This is a genomic window from Clostridium sp. JN-1, assembly GCF_003718715.1.
Lineage (GTDB): Bacteria > Bacillota > Clostridia > Clostridiales > Clostridiaceae > Clostridium_AV.
This window is the reverse complement of sequence record NZ_CP033465.1, coordinates 1,053,911-1,070,984: the sequence shown is the minus strand read 5'-3', so window position 1 is coordinate 1,070,984 and position 17,074 is coordinate 1,053,911. Positions and strand designations below refer to the sequence as shown.

General features: G+C 31.2%; 15 protein-coding genes. 2 read left to right on the top strand and 13 right to left on the bottom strand.

The features are described from left to right. Window positions 1–22: 22 nt before the first annotated feature. From fliE to EBB51_RS05200, 8 genes are all read right to left on the bottom strand, one after another. Window positions 23–334, bottom strand: a complete 312-nt coding sequence (fliE, locus tag EBB51_RS05235) for a flagellar hook-basal body complex protein FliE (RefSeq protein WP_123053493.1) — start codon at window positions 332–334, stop codon at window positions 23–25. A 10-nt stretch (window positions 335–344) separates the two neighbouring features. Beyond that, complete coding sequence (gene flgC / locus EBB51_RS05230) at window positions 345–779, bottom strand: flagellar basal body rod protein FlgC (protein ID WP_123053492.1); 435 nt, start codon at window positions 777–779, stop codon at window positions 345–347. 45 nt (window positions 780–824) lie between these two features. Continuing rightward, complete coding sequence (flgB, locus tag EBB51_RS05225; RefSeq protein WP_123053491.1) at window positions 825–1,226, bottom strand: flagellar basal body rod protein FlgB; 402 nt, start codon at window positions 1,224–1,226, stop codon at window positions 825–827. Between the two features lie 957 nt (window positions 1,227–2,183). Continuing rightward, the gene (locus tag EBB51_RS05220) at window positions 2,184–3,050 is read right to left on the bottom strand and encodes a flagellin (RefSeq protein ID WP_123053490.1); all 867 of its coding nucleotides are present in this window, start codon (window positions 3,048–3,050) and stop codon (window positions 2,184–2,186) included. Window positions 3,051–3,068: 18 nt separating this feature from the next. After that, window positions 3,069–3,758, bottom strand: a complete 690-nt coding sequence (locus EBB51_RS05215) for a hypothetical protein (protein ID WP_123053489.1) — start codon at window positions 3,756–3,758, stop codon at window positions 3,069–3,071. 73 nt (window positions 3,759–3,831) lie between these two features. Next, window positions 3,832–7,686: a DUF5050 domain-containing protein gene (locus EBB51_RS05210; protein ID WP_123053488.1), complete on the bottom strand. Its 3,855-nt coding sequence runs from the start codon at window positions 7,684–7,686 to the stop codon at window positions 3,832–3,834. Between the two features lie 57 nt (window positions 7,687–7,743). Continuing rightward, window positions 7,744–9,972 (bottom strand): cell wall-binding repeat-containing protein, encoded by a 2,229-nt coding sequence (locus tag EBB51_RS05205; RefSeq protein ID WP_123053487.1) that lies wholly within the window; start codon window positions 9,970–9,972, stop codon window positions 7,744–7,746. A 134-nt stretch (window positions 9,973–10,106) separates the two neighbouring features. Beyond that, window positions 10,107–10,445, bottom strand: a complete 339-nt coding sequence (locus tag EBB51_RS05200) for a hypothetical protein (protein WP_123053486.1) — start codon at window positions 10,443–10,445, stop codon at window positions 10,107–10,109. A 260-nt stretch (window positions 10,446–10,705) separates the two neighbouring features. Here EBB51_RS05200 and EBB51_RS05195 point away from each other — a divergent pair, with 260 nt between their 5' ends. Together EBB51_RS05195 and ssb are read left to right on the top strand one after the other, a co-directional pair. After that, on the top strand, window positions 10,706–12,400 hold the full coding sequence (locus tag EBB51_RS05195; RefSeq protein WP_123053485.1) for an EAL domain-containing protein: 1,695 nt from the start codon (window positions 10,706–10,708) through the stop codon (window positions 12,398–12,400). 59 nt (window positions 12,401–12,459) lie between these two features. Then, window positions 12,460–12,792: a single-stranded DNA-binding protein gene (gene ssb / locus EBB51_RS05190; protein ID WP_123053484.1), complete on the top strand. Its 333-nt coding sequence runs from the start codon at window positions 12,460–12,462 to the stop codon at window positions 12,790–12,792. 69 nt (window positions 12,793–12,861) lie between these two features. On the opposite strand, the gene EBB51_RS05185 is transcribed toward ssb, so the two are convergent. The 5 genes from EBB51_RS05185 to EBB51_RS05165 all read right to left on the bottom strand — a co-directional run bounded on the left by EBB51_RS05185 (window position 12,862) and on the right by EBB51_RS05165 (window position 17,048). After that, window positions 12,862–13,878, bottom strand: coding sequence for an SDR family NAD(P)-dependent oxidoreductase (locus tag EBB51_RS05185; RefSeq protein WP_123053483.1), 1,017 nt, complete (start codon window positions 13,876–13,878; stop codon window positions 12,862–12,864). A gap of 136 nt (window positions 13,879–14,014) precedes the next feature. Further along, complete coding sequence (locus EBB51_RS05180; RefSeq protein WP_123053482.1) at window positions 14,015–14,572, bottom strand: transposase; 558 nt, start codon at window positions 14,570–14,572, stop codon at window positions 14,015–14,017. Window positions 14,573–14,642: 70 nt separating this feature from the next. Then, complete coding sequence (locus EBB51_RS05175; RefSeq protein WP_123053481.1) at window positions 14,643–16,226, bottom strand: AAA-like domain-containing protein; 1,584 nt, start codon at window positions 16,224–16,226, stop codon at window positions 14,643–14,645. A 334-nt stretch (window positions 16,227–16,560) separates the two neighbouring features. Beyond that, complete coding sequence (locus tag EBB51_RS05170; RefSeq protein WP_243103915.1) at window positions 16,561–16,818, bottom strand: hypothetical protein; 258 nt, start codon at window positions 16,816–16,818, stop codon at window positions 16,561–16,563. Continuing rightward, window positions 16,818–17,048 (bottom strand): YjfB family protein, encoded by a 231-nt coding sequence (locus tag EBB51_RS05165; RefSeq protein ID WP_347560945.1) that lies wholly within the window; start codon window positions 17,046–17,048, stop codon window positions 16,818–16,820. The genes EBB51_RS05170 and EBB51_RS05165 overlap by 1 nt, the downstream gene beginning before the upstream one ends. Window positions 17,049–17,074 lie beyond the last annotated feature (26 nt).

Below are 17,074 nucleotides of genomic sequence, written 5' to 3'. Positions count from 1 at the left end.
AAACTAGTCTCTCCTTACCTAACTATAACTGTGTTCTATTAATCTCTTGATATGCATCTAATAACTTATTTCTAACTTGAACTGCTAGTTCTAATGACATTTTAGCTTCTTCAGTATCAAGCATTACTTTATGTATATCAACATCATCACCTTGTATAAACCTTTGGGTTGTATTTTCAGCATTCAATTGCTTATCATTTACTTCATCCAACTTTTGTTTTAAAAAACCTCCAAACCCGACTTGATCTTGTCCATTATTTTGTTTTTCGTCTTCCGGTTTAGAAATAACGCTGTCAAAAATTTTGCTATCGGGTACAAATTCATTTATAACCATTTTTCAAAACCTACCTTCCAATTTCTAATGCTTTTGAAAACATGCTTTTTTCTGATTCTATCGCGGTTGCATTTGCCTCATATGTTCTAGTTGCAACTATCATATCCGCCATTTCATTTAACACATTTACATTAGGTTTAGAAACATAACCTTGTGCATCTGCATCTGGATTAGATGGATCATATTCTCTCCTCAGCGGCGAAGAATCATCAACTATTCCAACAGCTTTTACTCCCATAGGCACATCTTCATATGAACCTGTGTTTTTATTTAATTCTTGATTTAAATTTTCTTGAAATACCGGTATTTTTCTTCTATATGGCTTTCCATCTGCTCCCCTTGTGGTATCTACATTTGCTATATTAGATGATATCGTATCCATACTAAGTCTTTCAGCTGAAAGCCCACTAGCACTTATTCTCATAGTATTAAAAGCTTTAATCACATTTATCACTTCCTATCTTATATTATTTATCTTCTTTTATATTATTTATCTTCCATCTATAACATATTTAGTTTCAGAAAGTCTAGCATTTGCTTGAGCTATAAGAGCATTATACATAAGTGCATTCGCCGCTTGATTTACTTCTTCATTTTCTATATCCACATTATTTCCATCTTCCTTAAGACTAGTGCTATCGTCTCTTTTAACTTCTATATTTCCATGCTCATTGTTTAAAGACATATGCTTATCATCTGTTTTCTTTAATTCTATTCCATCCATGCTTTGTTTTAAATTTTCCTCAAATGTGACATATCTTCTCTTATAGCCTTTAGTATTTATATTTGCAATATTATTTGCAGATACTTTACTTCTTTCAGAAGCTGCATCAAGTCCCTTTTTAATCAAACTATAAACCTGCTGATCTTTTGGCAAATCTTGTACATTCAATTTATCATCCTCCACAGCGTATTTAAACCTATATTTTGTTATTTAATTACAAAAATACTTTTTAATATGACTTTATTTTTAATTAAATTTTGTATATTACACAAATATTTTATCACAAAATTTAAATGTTATGTTAACTTATTTCATTTATTATAAATTTTACACATAATTTTAAATCTTACATTAAATAAAACTTAATTTTATATAATTTTATCTCAAAACTTGATAATATATCAAGTACATTATAAATATTCCAAGTTAAATTCTACTTATTTTTCCTTACTATTATACAATATACTAACATAATTTGCTATTACTTTAGTAATTGTACTGAAATTCTTAAAAAACAGAAAACACAAAAACATAGGACAAAGGACAGAGAAGGAGAATTTTTCTCCACTGTGCTTATGAAAAATCTTTAATTAAATTTTTGATAACTCGTTTCGCTGAAGCGAAACATTACCAATTTATATAAATTTAACAGAGATTTAGCACTTAAAAGATTTTAATGATGTTAGTTCTTTGGATTATAAAGGTTTATGAGTATTTACAGTAGAATTAATAGATTCCGATTTTTACTGGAAATTATATAGAAAAAATTTGCATAATAAAGCATCCTTTTTATAATGGTTCTGCTAAGAAACTCAAAAGAAAAGGATGAGCGAAAATAGATATTATTGAATATATAAGAGATGATTATCACCTTTTCGTAGTTCTAGCAATAAAATAAAACTAAGTATAAAATCAACGTTCTACCGACCTGCGGGCTTACCAGCCCTTCAAGTAAGTATAAAAAAATGCAGTTCCAGTAAAAATAAATTTTTTACTGGAACTTAAGTGCTAAATCTCTATTGCTAATTTATATAAATTTAAAGATTTTTTGCAGCGCAGCGGAGAAAAATCAACCTTCATTGTCCTCTGTCCTATGTCCTCTGTTTTTTTGTCCTCTGTATAAAATTATCTGCTTTTAACGCCTTGAAGTACATTAAGTGCATCCTGCGGTAATTTATTTGTCTGAGCTAATATTGCAATGTTAGCTTGAATAATTATATTTTGTGTTGAATAATTTGAGATTTCAACTGCCATATCTGCATCACATAAATAACTTTGTGCTCCTTGAATTTGATCTGCAAATTCAACTGCATCTTGCATTTTTACATCAAATCTATTTTCAAGTGACCCATATTCACTTCTAACATTTACAACTGATTCTAATGCTTTGTCCACAACGCCTAATGCCTTATCAGAATTTGCCCTATCGGTTATATTCAAGCTGCCTCCAATTTTCAAATCATCAAGTGAATAAGTTCCATCACCCAATTTATCTGTAGATAAATTATACATTGGTATGTCAACTGTGTCACCTGGATTGGCTCCTACAGTCATTAACAAACTTTCAGGGTCATTAACTGCCTTTAATAAGTTTTGTCCATTAAATTCAGTATGATTTACAGCATCACTTATTCCTTCCATTAACTGATCAACTTCAGCTTGTATATTTTGCACATCTGAAGGAGTTTTTGAACCATCATTTGATTGTACAATTAAAGTCCTAACCCTTTGAAGCGTATCTGTAATACAACTAAGACCTCCTTCTGCTGTTTGAAGCATACTCACACCATCTTGGGCATTTTGAGATACAACTTGAAGTCCTCTTATTTGAACTTCCATTCTTTCACTATCACATAATCCACTTGGATCATCTTCAGCTCTCTCTATCTTTACTCCACTTGACACCCTATTTAATGAAATAGCTTGTTTCCCCAATGCCCTAGAGTAAGATACATACGTATTTAAAGATGCCATGTTAGGAATTAATTTCATAAAAGGTCACCTCCAAACTTAATTTTCATTTGTAAGTTTTATAGTCAAATTATTATTAGAATTTCCTGCATCTATAGTACCTTTTGCAATTACAGTATTTCCATCTTGTCCATAAAAGTATATATTAGCTGTATTTCCACTTAGTACTACTACATTAGTTTGACCAATATCCAGTACCCCTGCACTTCCATCCACTTTAAATTTTTTAATGTCAGGCAGGTTTGTGGAATTAATTGATATTTGCTTTAATTTAGGAATTATTGAAGAAGTAACAACTTTAGCTGACGCAGTATAATTCCCATTAGTTACATCTATAACTTTAAAATTCATGATTGCATCCTTTTTATGTGTTCTGCCCCTCTGCGACTTTGCACTCTTATCTATAAGTATTTGGTACTCATGTCCAACCTTATATCCTTGTGATGGAGCATTTACTTTAACTGTATCTTGATTTGCATCAAATATTGGAATCACACTCAAGTCAGAGTTGTTCGTCAAATCCTTTATATGAATACTATTTTTTACAGAATCCATATCAGCCTTAGCATTAAACTTTATATCCCAACTCTTATTTGTATTTGATATAGTCTTGTCATAAAATTTGTTTACATCGCTAATTCCATATGCCAATACTGTGCATGGTAAAATAAAAACAATCAAAGCAAAAGTAATAATGCTGAGTCTTATTTTTGAAGTAAATTTTTTCAACTTTTTTCCCCCCTCATATAAAGTAACCCCTGGGGTGCAAATTTTTCCAAATGGCACCCCTGGGGTGCAGGTTTTAATTAGTAGTTTTTATAGGAGTTGTTACACTTGTAACTTCTACGGCATTGTTAGTTCTAAGTATCCCTTCATTTCCTCCTGGAAGCCAGATACCTATCTTACAATTATTAATTTTATTCCAAGAATCTCTTGATTGTCCACCTACATTGCTATCACTAAATCCTGACGATAGTTTAATTGCACATCCATCGTTTGTAACATAGTTTGTAAAACTGTTTCCTTGTATTTTTACATCTCCACTAGCACTTACAGCTCCAATTTCACTTGCATTTCCATCATTTCCAGTGAAGAAATTATTCATCAAAGAACCGCTATTTGCAATAACAGCTTGTGGAACTTTATTAGAAGGTAAGAATTTAGAATTTTTGATATCAATTTTACCTCCAGTTTGTTTTATTATACTGCTTCCGTTTATGGAATCAAATGATACCCCATCTACAGTAAACATACCTGACATAACGTTTATTAAATCTCCTGCACTTGAACTAGCATTTCCTCTAACAGTTAAGTTTTTAAGAGTCAAATTATTAATGCCTGAACCAACATTTGCTAAACTGCTTGAAATATTTAATACCGAACTAGCATCCTGTCCTACTATAGCAAGTGTTCCAGAACCTGGAAGGGAGCTTAATCTATAATCTCCACCTATTCCTATGAGTTTTATGACGTTAATTCCATCATTAACAGCATTATTTAATTCGTCTGTATTCTTTACAGTTATAACAGGTTGATTAGTTATATTTACATTCAAATTACCCTGTAGATAACTTCCATCAGTAGATGTAGCTTTTACATTTACAGTACCATCTTCATATCCCGTTAAGATTGCATGAGTACTATCTACTTGTTTAATAGATGCTTTATCTGTAGATTGACCCATGTCATCTGTTACTCTCCATGTTACAGGTATTGAAGACTTAAGTTCTATAGTGTTATCGCTGCAGTAATTTCCACTTGAATCTGAAACCGGTGTTCCATTTGCATCTACGTTCAAGGTACCATTAATTATTGCTACATTATCATATTTTTCATTCATATCAGTTACCCTAACTTGTTCAGTTTCCATACTTGCTAAAGTAGATTGGGCAGCTTTTGTCCTAACTAAAACAGATTTGTCAGCAGGGAATGTAATACTAGTGTCATTATCAGAGCAATCATTCCACTTCGTACCGCCATCTATTGAATACTCTTCTCTGCTTGTAGTTCCTCTTATCATCTTGTTTGTTTCATCAAATGTAACTCCATATGGAGCAGGTATTCTTGGATTAATTACAAAAACAGCAGGTGCACTTGCTGGATTGCCTCCCTGACCTTTTTCTCTTATAAATAATTTTGTTCCACTGCCGCCAAATTTTAAATCTTTTGATGGAACTGTAACCCATCCACTGCTTGCATTACCATTTACAGTCAGTACATTTGTTGATGAATTCCATGTACCATGGTTTGCATCTATTGAAGAAACATCAACCCACTTACCATCATCATTGCTTGCAGCAGCTGCATCTTTTTCATCACCAATATAAATTTGATCATTAGGACTAAGTGTCAGCTCAATTCCTCCTATTGTAACTTTACTCTTATCACTTGAATAAGTTAAAGTTGTATTTACCAAAGTTGAACCTTGAATAGCAGGAGCTGCTCCTCTCTCTGGTCCAAAAGGTGCATAATAAGGTAATCCTTCTGCTTTACCAGGTTCAGTTACAGTAACTTTTACTTGTCCTTTATTTACTCCAAAGTCAAGTCCGCCTATAACAGTTCCTCCTGATGCATCTATAACAGCTGTTTTTACAACTTTACTTGAATTCCTTACATCATAGACTTTAACTATATCACCATTTTTAAGTGTTCCATTAATTATCGTAATAGTATCATTTTTACCTATTTCGTTATCTGTTAAAGTATTATCTGAATTTAATCCTGAAGTAGATGCTATTGCCAAACTTACAGTTACTTTGTTTCCATATCCAACTATAGTGCCATCATAGGTATATACTCCATTTTTTACTTTAGGATTATCTATATTCCAATTTACTGGAAGCTGTCTTATGGAACCATCACTCATTATAGCTGATACTTTATCAGGTAGATATCTTAATACATCTATAGCACTAATATTATCTTTCTGTGAATCACTTATATCAGTATAAACCATAGGTATAGGATTAATACGTGATATTTTCAAATTACTTTTTGGTTTTGTTATAGCTGTAGGCTTAGGAAGCGTGTTTACAAGTAAATCATCACCTGAAATCATGTACATCTTTCCATTCTTTGTATAGTATATATCATCCTTTAATCCATTGTAAGAATATACAAATATGCCATCTACACTATCATTTGAAATCTTTTGTGCTACTCCACCATTTGCTCCAACTTTATAAAGTTTTCCGCCGTCCACCAAACTCTTATAATATATAGTATTGTTGGATACATTTATATTTGCAGCTTTATCATTTACAAGTCCATTAGAAGTTTGTATGCTTATCTTTATTGGATTATATGGATCTCCTGAACGATATACATTTCCATCACTGCTTGAATAGTATGCAACACTTGAATTAATAGATACATTTACATATGAAGCAGGATTACTCTTATCAAGATTATCAACCTTAATATTATTTCCAAATGCATCTATCTGGTACAAGCTTCTATTATCAGTTATATTACTGTAGAAAAGATTGTTATTGAAACCAAGTTCCAAATAAGCAGCCTCATCATTTCCAAGCTTAGTTGAATTTCCAGCTGAATCTAGAGAATAAATTCTATTTCCATCTGAACCATTTATATAATATAACTTATCATCTACTGCATTGAGATAAGTTCCTTTATTATCACTTATCTTTTGTCTTTGAGTTCCATCATTCTTAACTTTGTATATTCTACCCCCATCTGAATAATTACAATAATATACCCAATCCCCATATACAGTTATATATCCAGATGAATCATTATTTATGGCATAATTTTCAGTACCATATAAATTTTTCTTGTATATCTTATTTCCATCTGCAGTATTGATATAGTAAATATAATTGTTGTCACAATCAAGCATTCCACCATTGCTCGTATTTCCAAGTACCATCCATCTTGCCATTATAGGCTTTATAGGATTATTGGCACTACTAAATTTAACTGTCTTAACTGCAAATCCAGTAATTGGATTTGTACCATCCATAATGTCATCCTTGGTCAATGTGGCAACTGCTATCTTTGTCTTCATGTCACTTGAATATATATATATTGGCACGTTTATATTCTCTGGATGTGAAATATCTACCATGTAACTTATATTGTTACTAAATTTTGATTTCATATTACTGTTTCCTATACTGTAAAATGCACCTCCAGAAAGTCCTACTATGTTATCAATTTTAAAGTTATATAAATATAAGTTTCCTGCAATTTGATTAGAACTTACTTCCAAAGTTATAAACTCCGACTTATCTTTTGGTGAATTCTTATCTGAGAGTTCAGAGCTTGTCTTATATTCTCCACCTTGAGTAACCCAATAATCTGAAAAAGTTTCTTTAGGTCCTGAACAATAATTTATCCTGTTACCGCATTTATTTATTAAATCTTGTTCTTGTATAGTTCCTCCACCAAATACATTGTTAATTGTAATAGCACCACTTGAAGTGCTATCTACATAGTACATATTCTTATAGTTATTTGAAACATAATTTACAAAATCAGTATCGTTAAATTTACTTTCTAAATAGCTTATGTTACTCATATCATAAGCTCTATTTCCTATTATGAGTACTTGTTTATCAGCAGGGAATGCATAAGCTGTCATAGGAATTCCAATTGCTAAAATTGCTGATAACACAAGTACTTTCGTCTTTTTCATATTTTAATTTACCCCCTTATCAAGTTATCCTTATTAATTAACATTTTTAAAATATATTTACTGAGTTACAGTTAAAGTAAGTGTAACTGGAGTACTATACCATTTAACTGTTCCTTTAATGTAATACGTATGACCTGCACTTATTGGGATATCAGGTTTATCCCAGTTCACAACACTTATACTCTTATGGCTTCCATCCTGCATTACCGCTGTCAACTTAGAAGGTAAAGGATATGTTCCATTAGGATACTCTAAAGCGCTAACTGGAATGTTTAGTGAATCAGGCTCAATACCCATAATCTTAGGTCTTACATTTGCTGTAAGTGCAAATTGATTATCGGAAGCTGTCGAAGTACCTATAAAATTAATTGCACTAACCCTACTTGTCTCAACACTATCAGTTGAAATAGGAGTAGTATCTATAGTACTTGTCGTCCATGTAACTTTAACATTCTTGCCTGAAGCTGGATCAGTTACAGTCTTAGGAAGATTATATGGATCTCCTTCCATTATATCTATATCTGGTAAATTAACTAAAGTTCCCCCTGTACCTGGAATAGGATCTATTGGAGTTACTGGCTGACCAGGTGTTGGATCACTTGCATTTCCTGTTATAATAAGTGCTTTTATATCTTGATCATAATCTGAAACCTTTCCAGTAAACTGATATACTCCTGGATATCCTGGATACTCTGTCTTACTATTTATATCCCATGTTATAGGAACCTGTTTTGTAGTACCATCACTCATCTTAGCAGGTACATTTATGTAATATGCAGATGAATAAAAATCATTGAACTCTTGAAGTTTAAGTTTTATATCTGCTATAGAAATTATCTGCGGCGGTATTGATACTGTAAGTGTAAGTTTTACCTTTTTAGAATAATGATCAACAGTTCCTTGAAATACATATACACCTGGTTTATTACCCTGCTGGACGCCATAATCCCATGTCACAGGAAGTCTGCTTGTTGTACCATCTGACATTTGTGCACTAACTGTTTCAGGAAAAGAATAATCACTTTCACTCGATGTTGATGCTGTTATATCATTTATTTTTGTAGGTACTGGCTTAATAACTAAAGTCATAGTAACATCTTGATCCATTCCATCAACTTTCCCATTTATAGTATAAATCCCAGGCTTAGACGTATTTACTTTAGATATATTCCAAGTTACTGGCACTTCTTTTATGCTTCCATCACTAGCTGTTACAACTATTGTTGGTCTTAAATTGTATTTATCATTTTGCCAGATAGTATCTGTTATACTATTTGTACTCGATACACTTAAAGGTAAGTATGTTACAGTTTGCTGTGTATCATAACTTACAGAACCAAGTCCTCCAAGTATCTTTATATTATTGACTATACGGGATCTTAGAAAATTTTGAACTGTCTGCGGAATATAGTCATCTACAAATAACACTGGAGATTTAGTTTGAGGTGCTATTGCTGCTGCAACTAATGAATCTGGGAAATCCTTGGCAGAAGCTACATAAAGTGTTCCCGTGCTAATTTCATTTTGGAAAGCTTCTATTATACCTGTATTTCTACTATAAATATCTCCATCTCCAATTCTCTTTGCATTTGGGAAACTTCCTATAATACTGCTGCTTATTTCAGAATTTCCACCTATTACATATGTTTGATCAACCTTGGAATTACTCTTTAAATACTTTTGAACTGCAGAGGGTACGTAACTTCTCTCAGTTAGTATAACTGGCATGCCCTTAAGTGCTGCTATAGGGGCTATAGACATTCCATCATGGAATTCTTCCCCATTTACTACCGCAATTTCTTTTGGTTTTCCAAGTGCTTTTGCAACTGCTATGCTTGTCTCATATCTATCTGAGCCGCCAATTCTCGTAACTTTCATTCCCTTTGCATTTAAAGCATCTTGTATACTCTGTGATACAACCCCTTTTCCACCTATTATATATAAACTTTTTACTTTTAACCTTCCAAGCTCAGATGAAGTATAAGGATTTAGTACATCTCTATTTGTAAGCAGTATTGGTGCATTATATTTTTTAGCTAAAGGAGCAGCTGATAGAGCATCTGGAAAATCGTCACCGCTTACTATAACGGCATAATTACTTCCAGTTTTCCAGCCGTCTTCACATACCTTTGCAGCAGTTTCATACCTATCCATGCCGTCGTACCTTATCTCTACAGAAGCTGCACATACTTTAGTACAACTAATTGCAGATGCTAATACTATTCCAAAAACCGCGGCAGCTAACTTCTTGCCTTTCAATACGTATGTAAACTTTCTGTAATACATTGAGTTCAAAGTCTCCTTTCTATGATTTTATTTAATTAATGTACACTTATTATCGTTGAAATAAAAATATAGTTTAATAGATGAGAAAAATAAACCTTATAAAGCATGAATTAAAGCTTTATAGGTTCAACTTTCTAAAACGCCTTACTTTCATAAGGTTCTATTTTAACGTACATTTGAAATAATTTAAGAGCTTGTTCTTGAGTTATCTGATTATTCATAAGCTTTCGATATAAAATATATAGGTTTGCATTCATATCTGGATCTGTATTTTTAGTTTCTTTCATTTTTTCTTTTATTTTGTCTTCTAGAGACATATTACCTAAACTAATTTCATCTTGAACTAATTTAAGCAGTTTTTCTGCTTCTTTTTTTATACTCTTTTCTTTTGAAACAACTTTTATAGAACTCAACCCAGATATAATATCATTTATACACTTCTTACTAATAAGTACTTTTTCATCTTTAACCAATACTCAACCCCACCTTAATATAATCCTATCATAATTTTATTGTTTATTTTATTTTAACAATGTAATGGCTAAACTGTCAATTATATCTAAGTAATTTTAAATGTGTACCCATATCTAGATTAACTTGCCGCTAACTCATAAAATTCCTTATTTTTATTTAATAATATAGTTATATATATTATAATTTAAATAAGTGTTCAAATCTTAAAATATAACATACGCAGTAATTAATAAACAATAGCTTATAAAGGAGTTTTTACATGAAGTACAAAACGAAACCAACATACAAATTTAAAAGGATTTCACATTTTGAAGTTGATGATTTTGAATCTATTTTTTCAGTATCGAAGCAAGGAATATGCGAATGGGATCTATTAAGCAATGTTATATATTTTTCTCAAAGCTCTTTGGAGATACTTGGGTATAGTGAAAAAACTTATATGAATTTAATAAATTCACTAAAAGTTAGCGTTAAAGGAACTTTTTTAAAAGTTTTAAATGATTCTATTGAAAATAATAAAGATCAATTTAGCTGTGAATGTAAAGTTTTACGGCCTGATAAAAACTATACTTGGATAAAGTGTTATTGCAAAATCTTTTATAATTCAGATGGTATCCCTGTTAGACTGATAGGTTGTATAATAGATGTTACCGAAAAAAAGAAGTGGCAAGATAAATTATACAAAATAGCATATTATGACAGCCTAACTAATCTTCCGAATAACAATATGTTAAAAAAGGACTTAAAAACTTTATGCAGCGGAGAAAATAGATTTTTTTTAATCTTCATGGATATAGATAATTTAAAAATAATAAACGATACCCTAGGTCATGATATAGGTGATATGTTCTTAAATGAAGTATCAAAAGTTTTCAAAAAATTTCAAGATAAAGGGCATAAGCTGTATAGGTACTCTGGTGATGAATTTATATTCATAATAAAAGATACAAAATATAAACATACTTTAGAAGCATTTATGGAAAGTTTATATAAGGTTTTAAATGACTATACTTTTACAATTAAGAATATACCTCTTTCTATAAATACAACTATTGGTGTAAGCATATTTCCAGATCATTCAAGTGACATGAATAAACTTCTAAACTATGCAAGTAGTGCAATGTATTATACAAAAAATTGTTCTAAAAACAATTATACAATATACAGTAATGTTATATTTTCCGAAACTTTGGAAAATGCAAAATTAGAAAATAGTTTAAAATTAGCACTAAAGAATAATGAATTTGAAGTTTTCTACCAGCCTCAAGTAAATATAAACAATAATAAACTTATAGGAGTAGAAGCTCTCCTAAGGTGGATTAAACCAGATGGCACAATGATAATGCCATCAGATTTTATACCAACAGCAGAAAGTACAGGCCTTATAGTTCCAATAGGTGAATTTGTTTTAAAAAAAGCCTGTGAACAAATGAAAATATGGCATAAGAAAACCTCTTATCCTTTAAAAGTATCTGTAAATGCTGCCGAAAAGCAGCTAGAAGAAGTAAACTTTATAAGCACGGTTCAAAGCATTTTAAATGAAACAGGACTTGACCCCAAATTTTTAGAACTTGAAATAACTGAAAGCACAGCTATAAGAGATATAAAAAAAGTAGCACTCCTTTTAAAATCTTTAAAAGATATAAATGTAAAAATAGCATTAGATGATTTTGGAACAGGATATTCTTCATTAAATTATTTAAAAGACTTGCCTCTTAACACTATAAAAATAGATAAGTGTTTCATGGATGACATAGAAAATGACTACAAAAAGAAGGCTATTATAAAATCTATAACAATATTGTCTCACGATATAGACTTAAACATAATATGCGAAGGTGTAGAAACTGAAAATCAGTTAAATTTTTTAAAAAGTATAAATTGTGATGAAGTTCAAGGATACTACTTCGGGAAGCCATTGGATGTACCAAATTTTGAAAAAGCTTTTTTCTAATATGTTTATTTATTGATTATGGGGACATAATTATAAAAAACATATTAGGAGGTCTTAAATTGAATAAGGTAATGCTAATAGGAAGGCTTACTCGTGATGCCGAACTCCTTCAAATGGAAAATAGCAAAAGGGGCGCTGTAAGATTTACACTTGCCGTAGAAAGAGATTTTTTCACTAAAGATGGTACTAGAGAAGCAGATTTTATTCAGGTAGCCTACTGGAGCAACCATTCCAGTAAATTATGTCCGCACCTTACAAAAGGTAAACTAATAGGAATAAGCGGTAAGATAACAACTGGAAATTACATAAATAAAAGCGGAAACAAAAGATACTTTACATTAGTTCAAGCTGACAACATAAAGTTTCTAGAAAGTAAGAAAAATGCAGTATAACGCTGCCCCAGGGGTGTAAATATTGGAAAAAGTGGAACGTACCTAGGTACGTTCCACTTTTTCCAATATTTACACCCCTGGGGTAATTAAAAAAGTTCCTTTCATCCACTCTTTACTTTCTTCAATTCCTCTTTCCAAAGTATATTCTGGTTCCCAATTGATAAGATTTTTTGCTTTATCATAATTACATCTTAATCTCATAATTTCACCATGAGGATGATTATGTTTTGTATGTTTTATTTTAACTTTATTTTTTGTAATTACTTCAGCTAATTTATTTATAGTAACATCCTTTCCAGTACCAACATTAATTATCTCACCATTAGCCCTTTCAGAATATCCTGCCATAGCTATAAATTTTACACAATCTTTAACGTAGAGAAGATCCCTAGTTTGTTCACCAGAACCATATATATTTATATTTCTGCCGCGCAGCAAATTGCTTATAAATATGGCAACTACTCCACCTTCACCATTGGCTTTTTGAAATGGTCCATAAGTATTAAAAGGTCTTACTACTACTGCTGGAAGCTTATATGCGTTAAAATAAGAAAGTACCATATTTTCTGCTGCTATCTTACTTCCAACATAAGGGGAAAGTGGTTTAACAGGACACTTTTCATCTAGCTTTTTATCTTCTGCTGCACTATAAACTGTACAAGTACTTATAAAAACAACTTTACATGGGTATGTATCTTCCATAGAATCTAAAATCCATTCATCTCCACTTAACCTGCCATTTTTGCCAAACATTTGTGTTTTAGCTCTTTCAAGTATGTTAAATGTGCCTACAGTATCATTGTTAAAAGTAGTTTCCGGATCGTCTATACTATCTTGAACATCTATAGATGAAGCTAAATGATATATTATGTCAAACTTTTCTTTAAATACTTCATCTAGTTTATTCCTATCCCTTATATCTCCACCTATAAATTTAAAATTGTCACTGCCTTTAAACTCTTTTATATTTTCAAGTCTTCCATTAGATAAATTATCAAATGCCACAACTTTATGACCATCATCTAATAGTTTTTTTACTACCCAGCGTCCTATAAATCCAGCTCCTCCAGTAACTAACATATTCATATATTTATCTCTCCCCTCATAAACAAACTACACCCCTGGGGTAATTTTTAATCACCCATATTAAAAATATTCACTTTTATTAATTATATCATATGATTCTTGTTTTAGTTCTTCTTTTTATCTTAATTTCCAGAATTTACACCCCTGGGGTACTCTCAACAAATCTTCTATATAATTTTCTGTTTTCGATATTGCCCTTAAAATAAGATAACAGTAGTTCGCTGCAGATTAGTTTTTCTTTCTCCTCACCAATATACATAGAATAGCTGCTCCATTCATAAGCTTCAGGCTTTTCAACTATTTTAGCCCTGACTGGATTCAGATGTATATATCTACTTGTTTCAAGCATTTGTGCATCTGACTTTATGATTTCCGAATAATATCTACCTTGAAATAGATGCCCAACATAATTATATTTTCTATTATAGTATTTTGCATATTTACTGCTTATTCTACCCATAAATTGTCCCAAAGGTTTTTCGCTCGCTTTAATCAATAAATGAACATGGTTACTCATTAAGCAATAACTCATTATTTCATATTTATCATATATATAATATTCTAAAGTTTCTTCAAGTAAATTTAAATAGTATAAAAAATCTGCTCTACCTTTAAATATATTATCTCTACGATTCCCCCTTACAGTAACATGATAACTTGCACCAGGATACCATTTTCTTATCGTCGTTGGCATAATCAAAAACCTCCTTGTGTTATTGATTATTGCCATTTTCCAAAATTTTCACCCCTGGGGTGAAAATATTCTAGCAGTAAACTTCCACTATATTCTTTTCCATGCTGCCTATATTAACACTAGTTTCATTCACTTTTCCAGCTTCACCTTTAAGATTTCTAAAGTCAAATATTAACAGATATCCTGTATCCAGGCTGTACTGTTCCAAATACTGTGCCAGCTGAATAAGTCCTTTTTCATGGTATTCTTCACCATGCCATATTTTAAGTTCTAATATATACATTTTTTTATTATAAGTTATAACTATGTCAAAACGCTTTTCTTCTCCGCCCTGCACTTCTTTAAAGGCAAAACCTGTGCCATTTATTATGGGACTTATAAAAGCTAAAAACAACAATCTGCCATCTGCCTCCAAAAATGTCTTCCTTTTTTCCGAATACTCATGTTTCATAAACTGCTGGAATTTTAAAAGTATCTCTTTTACATCAAGATTTCCATCTTCTTTTATAAAATTCGACCTTTCGTTGTAAAAGCTCACATCAGTTGAAGTTTCTATTAAAGAACTCATGTAATCATAAATTACCTGCTCATATATCCTATTATTTATTTTTAAGTTATTATCTTCATTTTTAAATATTCCATAAAGCATTCCCATATTTATAATGGGATTATTTATATTGTAGTTAATTTTATTTCCATCTATAAGTAAACTCTTTATCATTTCTTTTAGTTTACTATTATTTTCAATATTTTTGATTAAACTCTGGAAGTTTGTATTATCATCATTTAAAAGTTTCTTTACAGCCATATCCATATATTCCTTTTTCCACTCAAGTTCACCTTCTAGCATTATTTTCTCATCTATTATCTTGCAAAGCTTACTTACTAAGAAAGGATAACCCGAAGTATAGAAATACAGCCTTTCTGAAAAATACTGTTTATCAAGCCTTACTCCTTTATCCTTTATATATTCATCTAACATTGTTTCTATTTCTTCCTTACAAAAGCTCATATCCACATCAAAATCAGAAGCTATATTCCATGGGCTATTATATTTATGCTCTTCATCAGGTCTTATTTTTATTTTTAAACTCTTCACGTCATGTACACCTGCCAATATTACACTGTGAAAAGTAACATCCTCTCCTTCATTTCTCTGTAAATACTTATTTCTAAGCATTCCCAAGAAACTTAGAAAAAGTTGATTGTTACTGCTCTTATCAACTTCATCTATCATTAAAACTACCTTTTTATCTGCCTTCATAACCAATTCAGTTATTACATTTGATAAATCATTTAAATTTTGAACCTTAACTCTCTCTTTTTTCAGAAAATCTGATAAATTTTTATTGTTTAACATTAAACTTCTCTCTATTATTTGTAAAAAAGCTTTCGAAAAACCTTCTTCATTTTCAAAAACAGAATCTCCAATACCTTCAAAGCTTATTTTTATAGGTAAATAATTTTCATCTGCCCTAAGTCTTTTATTAAGTAAAAATAAAGTTGTAGTCTTTCCATACTGCCTTGGTCTATTTATTATGAAATACTTTCCTTTTTGTATTAACTTAATTATTTTATCTATCTTATTTGAAGTATCAACCATATAATGCATATGTGGTATACAAGTTCCTGTAATGTTAAATTCCTTTTCCAAAAAACTCACACCCCTTATGCTATATATTTTACCATATTTAATTTTCATTTAAACAAAAAGAAACTATAAAGTTTTCTTTTAATATTTAACAATAATCTTCTTTTGAAAAACCCATTTTTACATCAAAATCCGAGTCTATATTACGTGAACTATTTATACTTATGTTTTTCACTATACCTTATTTTTAATTTTAATAACAATGGCAGCTGCAGATACACTCTACTTCTACTTCGGGAAAACTATTGGGGTAAAAACTGTGCCCTGTTTGCTCTAAAAATAGGAATAGCCCCCATAGCAAAATGAGCACCACTAGCTGCTTCCCGGCCATTAGCGCTCATTCTAATATTTTTCCATCTTCTGTTCTTCTGCTTTCTACATCTAATGCTCTAACCTGTGTTGCTAAGTTGTTTAGCCTAGCATTTATTTCTTCCAGCTCTCCTGCAGTAAGATTAGCCTGCTTAGCCTTCCGTGCTAGTTGCTTCATTTGCAGTAGCTTTTCCTTCATTATGTCCAAAATCTTCTGCCTATACTGAACCCACTGCAGTTCCTGCTGTAATTCTTGCTTTAGTTCTTCTTTTTCATCCATCTGCATTAGGCACTAACATCTATGTGATTACCGAGATTAGGGTCTACTGCAACATTCTTCATCATTTCTGTCATCTGTACAGCATTTTCCTTACCAGTATCCATAGCCATTTTCATTACTGCTATACTAGCTGCTGTCTGTGCCTTTGACTGACTCATTATAATTGATAGTGCTGCTATGTCCATGCTCATTCCTCCAATAAAGTTTTTACTTTTATACTTTGTATATGAAATCATTTTCCAAGATTTACACCCCTGGGGTG

What these genes read in the sequence shown, in the direction of transcription:
- fliE (WP_123053493.1), bottom strand. Translation starts at nt 334, where the DNA reads ATGGTTATAAATGAATTTGTACCCGATAGCAAAATTTTTGACAGCGTT.
- EBB51_RS05220 (WP_123053490.1), bottom strand. Translation starts at nt 3,050, where the DNA reads ATGAAATTAATTCCTAACATGGCATCTTTAAATACGTATGTATCTTAC.
- EBB51_RS05210 (WP_123053488.1), bottom strand. Translation starts at nt 7,686, where the DNA reads ATGAAAAAGACGAAAGTACTTGTGTTATCAGCAATTTTAGCAATTGGA.
- EBB51_RS05205 (WP_123053487.1), bottom strand. Translation starts at nt 9,972, where the DNA reads ATGTATTACAGAAAGTTTACATACGTATTGAAAGGCAAGAAGTTAGCT.
- EBB51_RS05195 (WP_123053485.1), top strand. Translation starts at nt 10,706, where the DNA reads ATGAAGTACAAAACGAAACCAACATACAAATTTAAAAGGATTTCACAT.
- EBB51_RS05185 (WP_123053483.1), bottom strand. Translation starts at nt 13,878, where the DNA reads ATGAATATGTTAGTTACTGGAGGAGCTGGATTTATAGGACGCTGGGTA.
- EBB51_RS05180 (WP_123053482.1), bottom strand. Translation starts at nt 14,572, where the DNA reads ATGCCAACGACGATAAGAAAATGGTATCCTGGTGCAAGTTATCATGTT.
- EBB51_RS05170 (WP_243103915.1), bottom strand. Translation starts at nt 16,818, where the DNA reads ATGCAGATGGATGAAAAAGAAGAACTAAAGCAAGAATTACAGCAGGAA.
- EBB51_RS05165 (WP_347560945.1), bottom strand. Translation starts at nt 17,048, where the DNA reads ATGATTTCATATACAAAGTATAAAAGTAAAAACTTTATTGGAGGAATG.